Source organism: Verticiella alkaliphila (genome assembly GCF_018904615.1).
In the GTDB taxonomy this organism is placed as follows: Bacteria; Pseudomonadota; Gammaproteobacteria; order Burkholderiales; family Burkholderiaceae_B; genus Verticiella; species Verticiella alkaliphila.
This window is the reverse complement of sequence record NZ_JADCNH010000008.1, coordinates 1-14356: the sequence shown is the minus strand read 5'-3', so window position 1 is coordinate 14356 and position 14356 is coordinate 1. Positions and strand designations below refer to the sequence as shown.

At 67.7% G+C, this 14356-nt stretch carries 12 protein-coding genes, 1 tRNA gene and 2 pseudogenes; 1 reads left to right on the top strand and 14 read right to left on the bottom strand.

Annotation, left to right across the window (positions count from 1 at the left end):
* Positions 1 to 63: 63 nt before the first annotated feature.
* The 11 genes and pseudogenes from IMZ29_RS07780 to IMZ29_RS07730 form a co-directional block, all read right to left on the bottom strand.
* On the bottom strand, positions 64 to 1785 hold the full coding sequence (locus tag IMZ29_RS07780; RefSeq protein WP_216182498.1) for a bifunctional protein-serine/threonine kinase/phosphatase: 1722 nt from the start codon (positions 1783 to 1785) through the stop codon (positions 64 to 66).
* Between the two features lie 34 nt (positions 1786 to 1819).
* On the bottom strand, positions 1820 to 2632 hold the full coding sequence (locus tag IMZ29_RS07775; protein ID WP_216182495.1) for a formate/nitrite transporter family protein: 813 nt from the start codon (positions 2630 to 2632) through the stop codon (positions 1820 to 1822).
* Positions 2633 to 2671: 39 nt separating this feature from the next.
* Positions 2672 to 3016, bottom strand: coding sequence for a nitrite reductase small subunit NirD (gene nirD / locus IMZ29_RS07770; protein ID WP_216182493.1), 345 nt, complete (start codon positions 3014 to 3016; stop codon positions 2672 to 2674).
* On the bottom strand, positions 3013 to 5574 hold the full coding sequence (gene nirB, locus IMZ29_RS07765; protein ID WP_216182491.1) for a nitrite reductase large subunit NirB: 2562 nt from the start codon (positions 5572 to 5574) through the stop codon (positions 3013 to 3015). The genes nirD and nirB overlap by 4 nt, the downstream gene beginning before the upstream one ends.
* Positions 5575 to 5873: 299 nt before the next feature.
* Positions 5874 to 6242 (bottom strand): RidA family protein, encoded by a 369-nt coding sequence (locus tag IMZ29_RS07760; RefSeq protein ID WP_216182489.1) that lies wholly within the window; start codon positions 6240 to 6242, stop codon positions 5874 to 5876.
* Positions 6239 to 7716 (bottom strand): annotated as a pseudogene (locus IMZ29_RS07755) (N-acyl-D-amino-acid deacylase family protein). The gene IMZ29_RS07760 and the pseudogene IMZ29_RS07755 overlap by 4 nt, the downstream one beginning before the upstream one ends.
* Positions 7686 to 9002, bottom strand: a complete 1317-nt coding sequence (locus IMZ29_RS07750) for a D-amino acid dehydrogenase (RefSeq protein ID WP_216182487.1) — start codon at positions 9000 to 9002, stop codon at positions 7686 to 7688. The pseudogene IMZ29_RS07755 and the gene IMZ29_RS07750 overlap by 31 nt, the downstream one beginning before the upstream one ends.
* 7 nt (positions 9003 to 9009) lie before the next feature.
* Entirely contained in the window at positions 9010 to 9975 is a 966-nt protein-coding gene (locus tag IMZ29_RS07745; protein WP_216182485.1) for a Bug family tripartite tricarboxylate transporter substrate binding protein, read from the bottom strand.
* A 115-nt stretch (positions 9976 to 10090) separates the two neighbouring features.
* The gene (locus IMZ29_RS07740; protein WP_216182483.1) at positions 10091 to 10975 is read right to left on the bottom strand and encodes a LysR family transcriptional regulator; all 885 of its coding nucleotides are present in this window, start codon (positions 10973 to 10975) and stop codon (positions 10091 to 10093) included.
* A gap of 134 nt (positions 10976 to 11109) precedes the next feature.
* Positions 11110 to 11201: transfer RNA gene (locus tag IMZ29_RS07735), tRNA-Ser, on the bottom strand.
* A gap of 95 nt (positions 11202 to 11296) precedes the next feature.
* A complete protein-coding gene (locus IMZ29_RS07730; RefSeq protein ID WP_216182480.1) occupies positions 11297 to 12559 on the bottom strand; it encodes an aspartate kinase in 1263 nt (420 codons plus the stop codon).
* Positions 12560 to 12701: 142 nt separating this feature from the next.
* Between IMZ29_RS07730 and IMZ29_RS07725 the strand changes: the two genes are divergently transcribed.
* The gene (locus IMZ29_RS07725; RefSeq protein ID WP_216182477.1) at positions 12702 to 13127 is read left to right on the top strand and encodes a DUF1841 family protein; all 426 of its coding nucleotides are present in this window, start codon (positions 12702 to 12704) and stop codon (positions 13125 to 13127) included.
* A gap of 131 nt (positions 13128 to 13258) precedes the next feature.
* Here the strand turns inward: IMZ29_RS07725 and IMZ29_RS07720 are convergent, their stop codons facing one another.
* The 3 genes and pseudogenes from IMZ29_RS07720 to IMZ29_RS07710 form a co-directional block, all read right to left on the bottom strand.
* Positions 13259 to 13621 carry a c-type cytochrome gene (locus IMZ29_RS07720; protein ID WP_216182474.1) on the bottom strand — a complete coding sequence of 121 codons (363 nt, stop codon included), beginning with the start codon at positions 13619 to 13621 and terminating at the stop codon, positions 13259 to 13261.
* 13 nt (positions 13622 to 13634) lie between these two features.
* Positions 13635 to 13988 (bottom strand): c-type cytochrome, encoded by a 354-nt coding sequence (locus tag IMZ29_RS07715; protein WP_216182471.1) that lies wholly within the window; start codon positions 13986 to 13988, stop codon positions 13635 to 13637.
* A gap of 160 nt (positions 13989 to 14148) precedes the next feature.
* A pseudogene (locus IMZ29_RS07710) lies at positions 14149 to 14356 on the bottom strand (23S rRNA pseudouridylate synthase B); the annotation flags it as partial.

Below are 14356 nucleotides of genomic sequence, written 5' to 3'. Positions count from 1 at the left end.
GAGAAGCGGATGTGTGTGAATGCAGCAAAGCGGGCGCGGCCCGGGTGTCGATCGGCCTTCCATTCAGGTGGCCAGCAGGATGAGGTTCAGGACGGCCAGCGCGAGACACAGCCCTTTCCAGAACAGGAGCGGATCGCGCTCGATCCAGGGCGGCTGGCTGCGCCGCACGTATGTCGGGCTCGGCTGCCGGAACGCGTGCACGAACTCCGACAGCTCGCCGTAGCGGTGTGCCGGGTCGGGATGCACGGCGCGGCGCAGCACATCGTCCAGCCACGCGGGAATCGCGCGATCGTTGTCCTGTGCGCTGGCATAGGCGAGCCGACGCAGCCCTGCGCGCCCGCGCAGGCGCGCGATCTGGTTGCCGTAGGGCAGCCGGCCCGTGAGCATCTGGTAGGCGAGCACGCCCAGCGAAAAGATGTCCGAACGCTGGGTGCCGGGCTCGCCCAGCAGGTACTCCGGCGCCATGTAGGCCGTGGCCCCGAGCGGCAGCCCCGGATCGCCGGGCAGGGCGCCATCGTGCATGCCCGCCACGCGCACCGCGCCAAAGTCCAGGATGCGCACGGTGCCGGTGGCGTCGATGAGCAGGTTGGCCGGGCGGATGTCCTGGTGCAGCATCTCCAGGCGGTGAAAGGCCTGCAGCCCGCGCGCCACCTGTTCGATGATGGCCCGCACCTGGGCGATCTCCGGACGTGGGTGATCGAGCATCCACTGGGCCAGCGTCTGCCCCGGCACGTACTCGCTCACGGTGTAGAGATGGGCGCGTGACCGCGTCGAGGGCCAGGCCTTGACGACGTGCGGATTGTCGAGGCGCCGGGCCACCCATTCTTCCATCAGGAAGCGCTCGCGATAGCCTGCGTCGTCCTGCAAGTCGATCGATGGCGTCTTCAGGGCAACCTGCGCGCCCGAGTCTTCGTCCACGGCCAGATAGACATGGCTACGGTGGCTTGCGTGAATCTCGCGCACGATGCGATAGCCCTCGAACACCGTACGCGGCGAGAGCAGGGGCGGGCTGGGCAGGTGCTTCGACTGCGCCGGAAGATCGGCCGCGTCGGCAGCAGGCAGCGCATCGACGCGGACGATTTGTGCTGTCAGATTGTCGTCGCTGCCGGCAGCCAGCGCATCGGTGACCAAAGCCTTGGCAGCCCCATCCAGGTCGTCGCCATGTTCGGCCACGCATCGCACGATCTGCCGCGCGCTCAGGTGCTCGTAGACGCCGTCCGTGGCGCACAGGAAGATGTCGCCCACGTCCAGGGCATGCGCCTGGTAATCGAGTTCCAGATGCGGGCCCAGTCCCATGGCGCGCGCCAGATAGCTCTGGCCGGGGGCGACGGAGACGCGATGATCGGCCGTCAGGGGCTCGAGCGAACCGCCGCGCAGGCGATAGATCCGGGTGTCGCCCGCATGAAAGAGATGCGCGCTCGTCGCCTTCAACACCAGGGCGCTCAAGGTGCAGACATAGCCGCGATCGCGGTCGTAGCGGTGCTCGCTCTGGCGTGTCTGCGCGTACAACCACGCATTGGTGGCCGCGAGCACGCGCTGCACCGCCGTCTTGACCGACCACGTATCGGGCGTACTGAAGTAGTCTGACAGAAAGCTCGCCACCGCCGTCTCGCTGGCGATGTGGCTCACGTCACTGCTGCTGATGCCGTCGGCCACGGCCAGGGCGATCCCCTTGCTGCCAAGCTGTGGCTCGAGCGGCACGCAGGCGCCGTGGAAATCCTGCTGGACGGGCTTGCGGCCGCGGTCGGCGTGCTGACCCAGGGTGACGCGCAGCGTGTGGCTCATGGCAAAGAAGGCCGGCGGACCGGCTCGGGTCCGATCAGGGAAAGGCGCGCTTGGGCGCGGTCTTCACGTGGGTGGTGTAGAGCGTGAGGCCCGTCAGGGTGAGGCCGCCGATGAGGTTGCCCAGCACCACGGGCAGCTCGTTCCAGATCATGTAGTCCATGATGGAGAAATCCGCGCCCATGATGAGGCCGAAGGGGAACAAGAACATGTTCACCACCGAATGCTCGAAGCCCATGGCAAAGAAGAGCATGATCGGCATCCACATGGCGATCACCTTGCCGCCCACCGTGGTGGAGATCATCGCGCCCACCACGCCCAGCGAGACCATCCAGTTGCACAGCACGCCGCGAATGAAGATCGTCAGCATGCCCGCTGCACCGTATTCCTTGTAGCCCAGCGTGCGGTCCTCGCCGATGTGCGAGATCATCTCGCCGATCTTGCCGCCGTCGGTGGAAAAGCCGTAGGTGAAGACGATGGCCATGAGCAAGGCCACGGTGAGCGCGCCCAGGAAGTTGCCGACGAACACGACGCCCCAGTGACGCAGGATGCCCGACAGCGTGACCCCCGGCCGCTTGTCGAACCAGGCGAGCGGCGTGAGCACGAAGACCCCGGTGAGCAGATCGAAGCCCATGAGGTACAGGATGCAGAAACCCACGGGAAAGAGCATGGCGCCCAGGATGGGATAGCCCGTCTGCGCGGTGACCGTGACCGCGAACACGGCCGCGAGCGCCAGGATGGCGCCAGCCATGTACGCGCGGATCAGCGCGTCGCGCGTGGCCATGGTGAGCTTGGATTCACCAGCATCCACCATCTTGGTGGCAAATTCCGAGGGGACGAGGTAGGACATGGGCGTTTCCTGAGTGCTGCGGGATGAAAGGGGATAGGGTCAGGCGATCTCGACGACGTCGCCCTGCACGCGGACGCGCCAGGTGCGAAGCCGCTGCGTGGGGTCGTCCAGGCAGACGCCATCGGCAAGCCCGAAGCGTTGCTTGTACAGAGGGGCAGCCACGTACAGGACGTCGCCTGCCTGGCCGATGAGGCCGCGGCCGATCACGTTCGCACCGGAGCGCGGGTCGCGATTCTCCAGGGCGTGGACGGCGCCGTCCGGGGTCTGGAAGACGGCCACCTGCTGGCCGTCGAGCAAGGCGACGATGCCTGAGCCGCGGACGAGATCCTGACGCGCGCACAGGCGTTGCCAGGCCAGGGTTTCAGGGGAGGCAACGGCATTCATGACAGGGACTCCTCGATGAGGGGAAACACGCGGCGCTCGTCGGTACGGGCCGGGCGAGGCTGGCCGCGCTCGTCGACGAACTGGATGTCCGGATCGCCGCCCGGCGCGTTCACGAAGGTGCGAAAGCGCTTGCGCTTCTCGGGGTCGTCGATGGCGTTGGCCCACTCGCATTCGTAGCGGTCCACGACCAGCTGCATCTGGGCTTCGAGCTCGGCGGCCAGTCCCAGGCTGTCGTCCAGCACCACGGCCTTGAGGTAGTCGAGCCCGCCGTCGAGCGATTCGCGCCACACGGAGGTGCGCTGCAGCTTGTCGGCCGTGCGGATGTAGAACATCAGGACGCGGTCGATGATGCGGATGAGGCTCTCATCGTCCAGATCGGTGGCGAAGAGCTCTGCATGGCGCGGCCGCATGCCGCCATTGCCGCATACGTACAGGTTCCAGCCGCGGTCCGTGGCGATCACACCGATGTCCTTGCTCTGGGCTTCCGCGCACTCGCGCGTGCAGCCGGACACGGCAAACTTGAGCTTGTGCGGCGCGCGCAGGCCCTTGTAGCGGTGCTCGATGGCGATGGCCATGGCGACGCTGTCCTGCACGCCGTAGCGGCACCACGTGCTGCCCACGCAGGATTTCACCGTGCGCGTGGATTTGCCGTAGGCGTGGCCGGTCTCGAAGCCCGCGGCGATGAGCTCGGACCAGATGTCCGGCAGCTCATGCAGCTGCGCCCCGAAGAGATCGATCCGCTGGCCGCCCGTGATCTTGGTGTAGAGCTTGTACTTCTTGGCCACCGCGCCGATCGCGATGAGGCCGTCCGGCGTGATCTCGCCCGCTGGCACGCGCGGCACCACCGAGTAGGTGCCGTTCTTCTGCATGTTGGCGAGGAAGGTGTCGTTGGTGTCCTGCAGCGGCACCAGATGCGCCTCGTGCACGGGGCGGTTCCAGCACGAGGCCAGGATGGAGCCCACCGCGGGTTTGCAGATCTCGCAGCCCACGTGCCCGCGGCCGTATTGCGCCAGCAGGTCGGAGAACGTCTCGATGCCGTGCACGCGCACGATGTCGTAGAGCTCCTGGCGGGTGTAGGCGAAGTGCTCGCACAGGCTCTTGTCCACGGTCACGCCGCGCGCCGCCAGTTCGTGCTCGAACACCTGCTTGACGAGCGCTGCGCAGCCGCCGCAGCCGGTGGCCGCCTTGGTGCAGGCCTTGATGCCTGCCAGGTCGGTACAGCCGCCGTCCACCGCGGCGCACACCGCGCCCTTGGTGACGTTGTGGCAGGAGCACAGCGTGGCGGTGTCGGGCAGTGCGTCCACGCCCAGCGCGGGAGCGCCGTCGCCCACGGGCAGGATGAGGCCGGCGGGGTCTGCCGGGGCGGCAATCCCGTTCTGCACGTACTGCAGCAGCGTGTCGTAATAGCTGTTGTCGCCCACCAGCACGGCGCCCAGGATGCGCTTGCCGTCCTCGGACACCACCAGGCGGCGGTAGCTCGACTGGGTCTCGTCGATGAAGCGGTAGCTGCGCGAGCCCGGCGTCGCACCATGCGCGTCGCCAATGGAGCCCACGTCCACGCCCAGGAGCTTCAACTTGGTCGACATGTCCGCGCCGGTGAAGGGCAGCGGATCGGCGGCACAGACCTGCGCGGCCACCGTGCGTGCCATCTGATAGCCCGGGGCGACCAGGCCATAGACCATGTCGTCGAAGACGGCGCATTCGCCGATGGCGTAGATGTGCGCATCGCTGGTGCGGCAGTTTTCATCGATCACGATGCCGCCGCGCGCGCCGATCGCGAGTCCCGCGGCCCTGGCGAGCGCATCCTGGGGGCGGATGCCGGCAGAGAACACCACCACGTCCGTCTCCAGCGGCTCGCCGTCGGTGAAGTTCAGGCGCCAGCGATAGCGCACGCCTTCCTTGACGTTCTGCGTCGAGCGCGAGGTGTGCACATGCACGCCGAGCCCTTCGATGCGGGCCTTGAGCGCGGCGCCGCCCAGGTCATCGAGCTGCACGGGCATCAGGCGCGGGGCGAACTCCACCACGTGGGCCTCCAGGCCCAGCAGGCGCAACGCATTCGCGGCTTCCAGTCCGAGCAGCCCGCCGCCGACCACCACGCCGCGCCGCGCGCCCTGGGCCGCTTCGCGAATGGCATCGAGATCGTCCAGCGTGCGATACAGCAGACGCGAGGTGCCTTCTGCGCCGGCAATGGGTGGGACAAAGGGGTAGGAGCCGGTGGCGAGAATCAGCGTGTCGTAGGCGTAGCGGCCTTGCGCGGTGACGATCTCGCGGCGCTGGCGGTCGATCTGCAGCACGGGCTCGTTCAGGTGCAGCGTGAGCCCGGGTTGGTCATAGAAGTCTGCCGCGCACATCGCCATGGATTCGGCATCGCGACCGGACAGGTATTCCGAGAGGTGCACACGGTCATACGCGCGGCGGGGCTCGTCACCGAACACCGCGATGCGATAGGCCGCGAGCGCGCCCTGGGCCACGAGCTGCTCGACACAGTGATGGCCGACCATGCCATTGCCGATGACGACCAGGGTGGGCAGTGGAGATGGGGAAGTGAAGGGGTTCATGGTCTCGGCTCGTCCGTACGCAGTCCATCGAAGACAAACGAAAAGGCGCCCTGAACCATGCGGTCCGGGCGCCATTGCCATTCGTCGAATTGTGGGCCGGGGCGATCACTCGCCGGGGCAGACGTCTTTATGCGAGATCCATGCCAGTGTGAGATTGCTGGCGAATTTCCCTGGTCGATCAGGGGGTTGCCGCGCGTTCGACCGCGGGGGCGCGCGGCCAGCGTGCACGCTCATGACGCGCGGTGGGGGCGCGGCCATGGTGCATGGCGATCACCATGCACCATGCGGGGGCGGCGCCGTCAGCCGCGCCAGGCCTGGACTTCGATCTCGACCTTGGCGCCGCGATTGAGGGTGGCCTGTACCGTGGAGCGTGCGGGCAGCGTGTCGCCAAAGTACTCGGCATAGGCTGCGTTGAATCCGGCGAAGTCGGCCAGGTCCGCCAGCCAGATGGTGGCGCGCACGACATCCTGTCGGCGTGCACCGAGCCCTGTGAGCACCTCGTCGATCTGCCGCAGCACGGCGCGGGTCTCCTCCTCGATCTTGCCGCGCAGTGGCTGGCCGTCCGGGTGGGCGGGCAGCACGCCGGACAGAAAGAGAAAGCCGCCGGCCTGGACGGCGCGCGACAGGGGCAGGGGTTTGGTGCTGGGGTGGCGAACGAGGGCGGTCATGCGGTTCCTGGAGAAAGGATGGCGGGGTTGGCCTGGCGCGTGAGCACGCGCCCGGTGCGGGTGTGTCGATGCTGGCCGTCGCGATAGGCGAGCGTGCCGTTGACGATGACGGCGACGATCCCGTCGGCGGGCCGGGCGGGGTCGTCGTAGTCGGCCACGTCACGCACGGTGCCTGCATCGAACACGGTGATGTCGGCGTGAAGCCCGACCGCCACCCGGCCGCGGTCGGGCAGGCCGAACACCTCGGCCGTGAGGCCACTCATCTTCCAGACGGCGGTCTCCAGCGGGAAGAGGCCGATGTCGCGACTGTAGTGGCCCAGCACCCGCGGAAACGTACCCCACAGCCGGGGGTGAGGGCGATCGCCTGTGGGCACGCCATCGGACCCGATCATGGTGGGCTCGAAGGCCAGGATGCGCTGCACGTCCGCTTCGGCCATGCTGTAGTACACGGCGCTGGCCGGTTGCAGGCGGCGCGAGGCCTCCCCGAGCGATACGCCCCAGGCGTCGGCGATATCCTGCAGATCCTTGCCCTGCAGCTCAGGGCGGGCGCCGCTGGAGGCAATCGTGATGCGGCCCTGCAGACGCGCTTCGTCCAGGTGCAACATCGTGGAGCTCGCCGTGTACGGGTAGCAGTCCAGGCTGATGCACTGGCAGCGCATCTGCTCGCGGATGCGCGCGAGCGTCTGTACGGACTTGCCGTGATTGGCCGCGCGCATCAGCTTGTGGTGCGAGATCAGCACGGGAATGGCGGCTTCCCGCCCGATGGTGAAGGTCTCTTCGAGCGACTGCAGGCAGGCATCGGCCTCGTCACGCATGTGCGTGACGTACAGCGCGCCGTGCTCGGCCAGGGGGCGCGCCACGTCGATCAGTTCCTGGGTGGTGGACGATGCCGCCGGCGGGTAGTAGGGCCCTGTGGACATGCCGACAGCCCCGGCCTGCAGCGCCTCGCGCAAGAGCCCCTGCATCGCGGCGATCTGGTCCGGGGTGGCAGGCACATCCAGATCCGGCATCGTCATGACGCGCAGGGTGGTGTGGCCCACCATCGGCACGACATTCACGGCCGGTGGCTTGGCGCGCAGGGCCGCCACGTAGGCGGCGAACGTGCCGAAGCGTTCATCGCCAGGGCCCTCGAGCAGGTTGAGCGGTGCTGGCATGGCCTTTTCGGTGGCCAGCGGCGCGAGGCTGATGCCGCAATTGCCGGTGACCACCGTGGTCACGCCCTGCGACACCTTGAAGGGAAGATCAGGGTCGGCCAGCAGCGCGCGATCGTCGTGCGTGTGCGAATCGATGAAGCCGGGCGCGACGATCCGGCCCGTGGCGTCGATGATCGTGTCCGCCGTGGCGCCGGACAGATCACCGAGCGCCACGATGCGAGTACCCATGACGCCGACGTCGCGTCGAAGCGGGGTTGCCGGGTGCCGTCGATGACGGTGCCGCCCCGGATCAAGAGGTCGTAATGGCGGGATTCAGACATGGGCGTCCTTGGGTGGGGGCCAGCGCGGCATCGAGCGCGTCGACCAGCCGGCGGGCAGCGCCGAAGGCCAGGGTCAGGCCGAGCGCGCCGTGCCCGATGTTCAGAAAGAGATTGCGTACGGGTGACTGGCGAATGATGGGCACCGAGTTCGGCGTGGCAGGGCGCAGGCCCGTCCAGGGCGTCGCGTTGCCGATGTCCACGGCGTCGCCGAACGCCTCCCGTGTCTGCGTCGCCAGCGTGGCGACGCGGTGCGCGTCCAGCTGGTGGTCATGGCCGCGGATCTCGGCCATGCCGGCCACGCGCAGGTGCCCGCCGATGCGGGCGTACACGAGCTTGCGGGCCGCGTCCGTCACGCTGACGCGCGGCACGGCCGTCGGGTCGCGCAGCGGCACGGTGAGGCTGTAGCCCTTCAAGGGATAGACCGGCACACGAAAGCCGAGTTGGCGGGTCACGGCGGCACTGTGGGCGCCCGTGGCGAGCACGACGGATTCGACGTCCCGGTGGCCGCGCGAGGTCTCGAGCCGCACGATGCGATCTGCGCGCCGTGCAAAGCCCGTCACCTGCGTGCCGAGTTCGAACTGCACGCCGCGCGCGCGCAGACGCATCTCCAGATCGCGGCACAGGGCGGCGCTGTCGATGGCGCAGTCGCTGGGGGTGTAAATAGCCCCGGCCATGCGGTGGCGTAGCTCATGCAAGGCTGGCTCCAGGTCCAGACACGCATCGACGCCGACGGCATGCTGCACGGGGCCGAAGGGCGCCTGCAGCGCCATCTGCCGCCGGGCTTGCGCCATGGCGTGTTCGCTGGGCATGACCACCAGTTTGCCGTGGTCAGAGAAGCCCAGCGAGGCGCGATCCGCATCGCGCAGCCAGGCATCGGTCTCGGCGCGGCTCAGACTGGCCAGGGCCAGCAGCGCAAGCGATCCTTCGCGCGCGCGCCGGGATCGGCAGGCGGCCAGGAAGCTGAGCAGCCAGCGCCATTGGGCCGGGTCCCACCGCGGCACGATCTTCAGGGGCGCATGGCGCGACAGCAGCAGTTGCGGCAGCTCGGCCAGCACGCCTGGCTGCGCGAGCGGCGCAACATAGGCATACGAGAGTTGGCACCCGTTGGCGAGGCTGGCGCCTTGGCCCACCTCGGTGTGCGCATCAAGCACCGTCACCGTGCGGCCTGAGCGCACGAGGGCTGCGGCGCTCGTGAGTCCGATGATGCCGGCGCCGATGACCGTGACGTGTCCCGTGCGCTCGGCAGGGGCCGCATCCCAGTAGGTGGCAGTCGCAGGGGAAGTCATCGGGCGATCAATCCACCTTCGCGCCGCTCGTGCGCACGACCTCGCCCCACTTCACGCGCTCGGCCTGCATCCAGGCCGTGAGATCCGCCGGACTGCCGCCGGCCGGCACGAAGGCGAGCTGACCGAGCTGGGCCTGCACCGCCGGATCCTTGAGGATGGCGTTGAGTTCGGCGTTCAGGCGCTGCACGACGGGCTCGGGCGTGCCGGGCGGCGCGACGATGGCCGCCCACGCCTGCATGTCGAAATCCGTCAGGCCGGACTCGTGCAAGGTGGGCACATCCGGAAAGCGTGGCGAGCGTTCGCGCGACGTGATGGCGAGCGCGCGCAGCTTGCCGCCGCTCACGCTGGGGCCCACCGACGCGAGATTGTCCAGCATGAAGTCGAAGCGCGCGCCCATGAGATCGCTGATCGCCTGGGGAGCGCCCTTGTACGGCACGTGCATGCCAGGCACGTCGACCAGCGTGCGAAAGAGCTCGGCGCCCAGGTGGCCCGAGGTGCCGGTGCCGCCGGATCCATACGAGAAGCCGTGCGGCTGGGCCTTGCCGTAGTCGATGAGCTCGGCGATGCTGTGCACCGGCAGTTGCGGGTTCACCACCAGCAGGCTGGCGGTGCGCGCCAGATAGATCACTGGGGTGAGCGCGGCCGGGTCATAGGGCAGTTGGCTGAAGAGGAACTCGTTGGTCGCCAGCGTGGCATTGTTGCCAAAGCCCAGCGTATAGCCGTCGGGCGCAGCCGTCATCACCGTCTGCATGCCGATGTTGCCTGCTGCGCCCGGGCGGTTCTCGATCACCACCGGCTGGCCCAGGCGTTCGGACAGCGGCTTGCTCAGGAGGCGCGTGACGATGTCGGGGCTGCCACCCGCAGCCGACGGCACGACGATACGCACAGGCCGTTCTGGCCAGGCAGCGTGAGCCGCGGACATCGACAAGGTGGCAAGGACGAGAGGCAGCAGGCGAACGAGACGGGCAGACATCGGATATTCCCCGGAGAGGCTGCGCGACGGTTGACGCGCCACGGCCAGTATCGGACTGCCAGGCACCTGCTGCCTATGGAAAAAAGTCCGCGGGGGTAGTCGTTTTCGACTGCCCTCAGGGCGCCGGAAGCGCTGCCTTGAGGTCGCCAACGAACGCATCGAAGGCCAGCGAGCGCACGTCCGCCGTCGCGTGAAAGACCACCGCCCGCACACTCACGGCTGGAGCGATCGGCGTGATGCGCATGTCGTGGCCCAGCGCACGGGCGCTGATCTCATCGACCAGGGCGAAGCCCAGGCCTTCGCGTGCCAGCGCGGCTGCCACGGAGTAGGTGCGGGTCTCGAGCAACGGCGCGGCCTCCGGTGCATGGGACCCTTCCCAGGCGTCACGGATGGCGTGGGCCAGCGGATCACTGCCGCCCACACCGATGCCGTGTTGCGGATCGAGCGAGGCCAGCGGAATGGGCGTGTCCGGGGCAGCGTCGCCTCCCGCGGGTGCCAGGTGCACCACGCGGATATCCCCCAACGGGAGCCGGGTGAGCGCCGGGCGCAGCGGCACGTCGAAGCACACGACCAGGTCGAGCTCGCGCGCCAGTAGCCGGTCCAGCAGCTCGTCGCCATTGCCCGTCAGGACTTCCAGGGGCACCTTGGGAAAGCGCGTGCGAAACGTGCGCACGGCACCGGGGATGAGGCCCAGCCCGAGACTGGGCAGGCAACCGATGCGCAACTGGCCGTCTGGGTTCTGCTGCAGATGGCGCGCCAGGCGCCGGACCTGATCGACCTGCGCGAAGAGGGCCGCGGTTTGTCCATACAATTGCTCGGCCTCGCGCGTGTGCACGAGCCGGCCTTGCACGCGATGGAACAACGGCAGGCCCAGGGCATGCTCGGCCTGCGCGAGCGCCTTGCTCGCTGCCGATTGCGACAGGTGCAGCAGTTCGGCCGCGCCACTGACGGACCCAGCGCGCATGACAGCATGGAAGATCTCGAGGTGGCGCAGGCGCATGGGACGGAGGCTGGCGGACGATCGCAGCAGTATAGCGACGGGCTCGCCAGACGCTTGCGCTGCGAGCGGCCATGAAAAAACCCGCGGCTCTTGCGAGCAGCGGGTTTTTTCAGCCGGTGATGCGCCGGCGAATCTGGCGGAGACGGTGGGATTCGAACCCACGATGCAGTTTTAGCCGCATACTCCCTTAGCAGGGGAGCCCCTTCGGCCACTCGGGCACGTCTCCGAAGAAGATCAGTATTCTAGCACGACTATCGAGCCGTTGTGACCGCCTTTCGGCAGGTCGCGTGCGCAAGCCGAGGGCTTGCGCACCTCAGGCCATCAGAGGCTGCCGCCGGGCTGATCCAGGCCGAACGCCTTGTGCAAGGCGCGCACGGCCAGTTCCATGTACTTGTCGGCGATGATCACGGAGGTCTTGATCTCGCTCGTGCTGATCATCTGGATGTTGATGCCTTCCTGCGACAGCGTCTGGAACATCAGGCTGGCGATGCCCACGTGCGAACGCATGCCGATGCCCACGATCGAGACCTTGCACACCTTGTCGTCGGTGACCACTTCGCGCGCGCCAACGGCAGGCTGGACTTCCTTGGTCAGCACCTCGACGGCGCGGTTGTATTCGGCGCGGTTCACGGTGAAGGAGAAGTCCGTCGTGCCTGCCACGGACTGGTTCTGCACGATGACGTCGACGTCGATGTTGGCCGCAGCGATCGGGCCCAGGATGCTGTGGGCGATGCCGGGCTTGTCCGGCACGGCGAGCAGGGTGAGCTTGGCTTCGTCGCGGCTGAACGCGATACCCGAGACGGCGGCGGTTTCCATTTTTTCGTCTTCCTCGAAAGTGATCAGGGTGCCCGACGCCATTTCCTCGGCCAGCGAGCCGGTGGGGTCGGTAAGCGATGACAGCACGCGGGTGGGCATGCGATAACGACCGGCGAATTCCACCGAGCGGATCTGCAACACCTTGGAGCCCAGCGAGGCCATCTCGAGCATCTCCTCGAAGGAGATGACGTTCATGCGGCGTGCCTCGGGCACCACGCGCGGGTCCGTCGTGTAGACGCCGTCCACGTCGGTGTAGATGAGGCACTCGACGGCGCCCATGGCAGCGGCCACGGCCACGGCCGAGGTGTCCGAGCCGCCACGGCCGAGCGTCGTGATGTTGTTCTGGTCGTCCACGCCCTGGAAGCCCGTGATGATCACGACCTTGTTGGCATCCAGGTCGGCGCGCACGCGCGCGTCATCGATCGACTGGATGCGGGCCTTGTTGAAGGCCGAGTCGGTGCGGATCGGGACTTGCCAGCCCGCGTAGCTGCGCGCGGCAACGCCCAGTTCCTGCAGGGCCATGCTGAGCAGGGCGACGCTCACCTGTTCGCCCGTGGAGGCGAGCATGTCGAGTTCGCGAGGATCCGGATTTTTCTGGATCTCGCGGGCCATGCCGAGCAGGCGGTTGGTCTCGCCGGACATGGCCGAGGGAACGACGACGACCTGGTGACCGGCCTGGTGCCACTTGGCGACACGCCGGGCCACGTTCTGAATGCGCTCGACCGAGCCCATCGACGTCCCGCCGTATTTGTGTACGTATAGAGCCATTGCGATGCCTGCGGAAAAGATGTTGAGCGCCGGGGCGCACAAAACCGAAAACTATAGCGGTAACGGCGCGGATCGCCAAATCTTGCGTCTGCCGCAGGAAGCCGGCGCGGTAAAATCGGGGCTTCGCAAGGCGAGGTCCTCTATGTTCAATCCTTCCCGAGAGCAGGTGCGCAGTTTCTTCCGGGAAACCTGGCGCAAGCACCAGCAGGACGAGATTCTCACGCCGCTGGAAGCCATGGCGCTCGACTGGGTCATCGAGCACCCCGAGTATCACGAGACCCTGATGTCGGACGAAGCATCGGCGGCGGACTACGCGGTGGAGGCGGGCCAGACCAACCCGTTCCTGCATCTGTCGATGCATCTGGCGATTGCCGAGCAGTTGTCCATCGACCAGCCGCCCGGCATCCGTGACGCCTATCAGCGTCTGGCCGCGCGCACCGACGCACACCATGCCGCGCACGAGATCATGGAGTGCCTGGGGCAGATCGTCTGGGAAGCCCAGCGTAACCGGCAGCCGCCTGATTCGGACAAGTACCTGGAACTGATTCGTCGGCGCGCCACGAGCTGAGGCGGGACGCGCGCCTCACGCGAAGGCGTCATCGGCCAGGGCGAACCAAAGCCGGGCGACCTCGTGAAAAGACCCGGCCAGGCCGGGTCTTGACAGCACTGCCAGCACACCGGCGTCAACCGGTCGCGGCCTCAGCGGCGCGTGGCCAGCGGGCCGGGTTGCGAGGCAAGCCAGGCTGCCACGTTGTTGATGTCCTGATTCGATAGCTGCACGGCGAAGGCGCCCATCACGGCGTTCTTGCGCACGTTGGCGCTGGCGGGCAGACCCGCCTGGCCGCGCTGGTAGGCGCGCAGAGCGTGCGCGAGGAAGTCCTCGTGCTGGCCGGCCAGGATCGGGTAGGCCGGATCCACGGACGTCTTGGCGTCCGCGCCGTGACACGACGCACAGTTGAATTTTTCCCACACGGCGCGGCCTGCTTGCAGGTCGGCGGCGAGGGCTTGACTGGCCGATGCGGCCAGGGCGATGCCCGCAAGGGCGAGAGTGATGCGCTTCATCGTCTGCCCCTGGTCACTTCTGATTGGCGTAATAGGCCGCGAGGTCGGCGATGTCCTGCTCCGACAGGCTCTTGGCGATCGCGTCCATCGTGGGATGCGAGCGGGCGCCAGTGGCATACGCATTGAGGGCTGCGGTGATGTAGGCAGCATTCTGGCCGCCGATCTTCGGCACGTGGTAGACCTCCGGGAAGCTTGCGCGATAGCCCGGAATGCCATGACAGCCGATACACATCGAGATCTTGTTCTTCGCGTCGTCGATGTTGCCTTCGATGGGCGCCGCGGCGTCCGCTGCGCGTGCGGTGCCGAAAATCGAACAGGCTGCCAGTACTGCCAATGCGGGCACCGCCCGCCGTATGCCTAGTCTCATGGGTTGTTCTATATCTTCGAAAGCTGACGGAACGCGGCGCTGCGCGACGCGGCAAACTTGCAGATTGTAATGGACATGCCCGGAGGGCGTCCAACCCGGGCAAGCCCGGGTAGGCGCGCGCGCAACCCTGACGCGCGCACCTGGCTGCATCCAGGCGTGATCAGCCGCGGCGGTTGCCCCGGACGGCGGACATGACGAGGTGCGACTCGTGGGCGCGAGCACCACGCGGCTGGCGGTCTTCGCTGCGGCCCCGAGGCGCAGCCGCGTTGCCGCCTGCGCCATTGCCCGGACTCTTGCGGGCGGCGCTCTTGCGCGGGCCGCGCGGCCCCGCGGACCTTTGGGGGGCGTCCGTATTGCCGTCGACGCTG

Bases quoted from the DNA above. Each gene is read 5' to 3' on its own strand.
- IMZ29_RS07780 (WP_216182498.1), bottom strand. From the start codon at position 1,785: ATGAGCCACACGCTGCGCGTCACCCTGGGTCAGCACGCCGACCGCGGC.
- IMZ29_RS07775 (WP_216182495.1), bottom strand. From the start codon at position 2,632: ATGTCCTACCTCGTCCCCTCGGAATTTGCCACCAAGATGGTGGATGCT.
- nirD (WP_216182493.1), bottom strand. From the start codon at position 3,016: ATGAATGCCGTTGCCTCCCCTGAAACCCTGGCCTGGCAACGCCTGTGC.
- nirB (WP_216182491.1), bottom strand. From the start codon at position 5,574: ATGAACCCCTTCACTTCCCCATCTCCACTGCCCACCCTGGTCGTCATC.
- IMZ29_RS07760 (WP_216182489.1), bottom strand. From the start codon at position 6,242: ATGACCGCCCTCGTTCGCCACCCCAGCACCAAACCCCTGCCCCTGTCG.
- IMZ29_RS07750 (WP_216182487.1), bottom strand. From the start codon at position 9,002: ATGACTTCCCCTGCGACTGCCACCTACTGGGATGCGGCCCCTGCCGAG.
- IMZ29_RS07745 (WP_216182485.1), bottom strand. From the start codon at position 9,975: ATGTCTGCCCGTCTCGTTCGCCTGCTGCCTCTCGTCCTTGCCACCTTG.
- IMZ29_RS07740 (WP_216182483.1), bottom strand. From the start codon at position 10,975: ATGCGCCTGCGCCACCTCGAGATCTTCCATGCTGTCATGCGCGCTGGG.
- IMZ29_RS07730 (WP_216182480.1), bottom strand. From the start codon at position 12,559: ATGGCTCTATACGTACACAAATACGGCGGGACGTCGATGGGCTCGGTC.
- IMZ29_RS07725 (WP_216182477.1), top strand. From the start codon at position 12,702: ATGTTCAATCCTTCCCGAGAGCAGGTGCGCAGTTTCTTCCGGGAAACC.
- IMZ29_RS07720 (WP_216182474.1), bottom strand. From the start codon at position 13,621: ATGAAGCGCATCACTCTCGCCCTTGCGGGCATCGCCCTGGCCGCATCG.
- IMZ29_RS07715 (WP_216182471.1), bottom strand. From the start codon at position 13,988: ATGAGACTAGGCATACGGCGGGCGGTGCCCGCATTGGCAGTACTGGCA.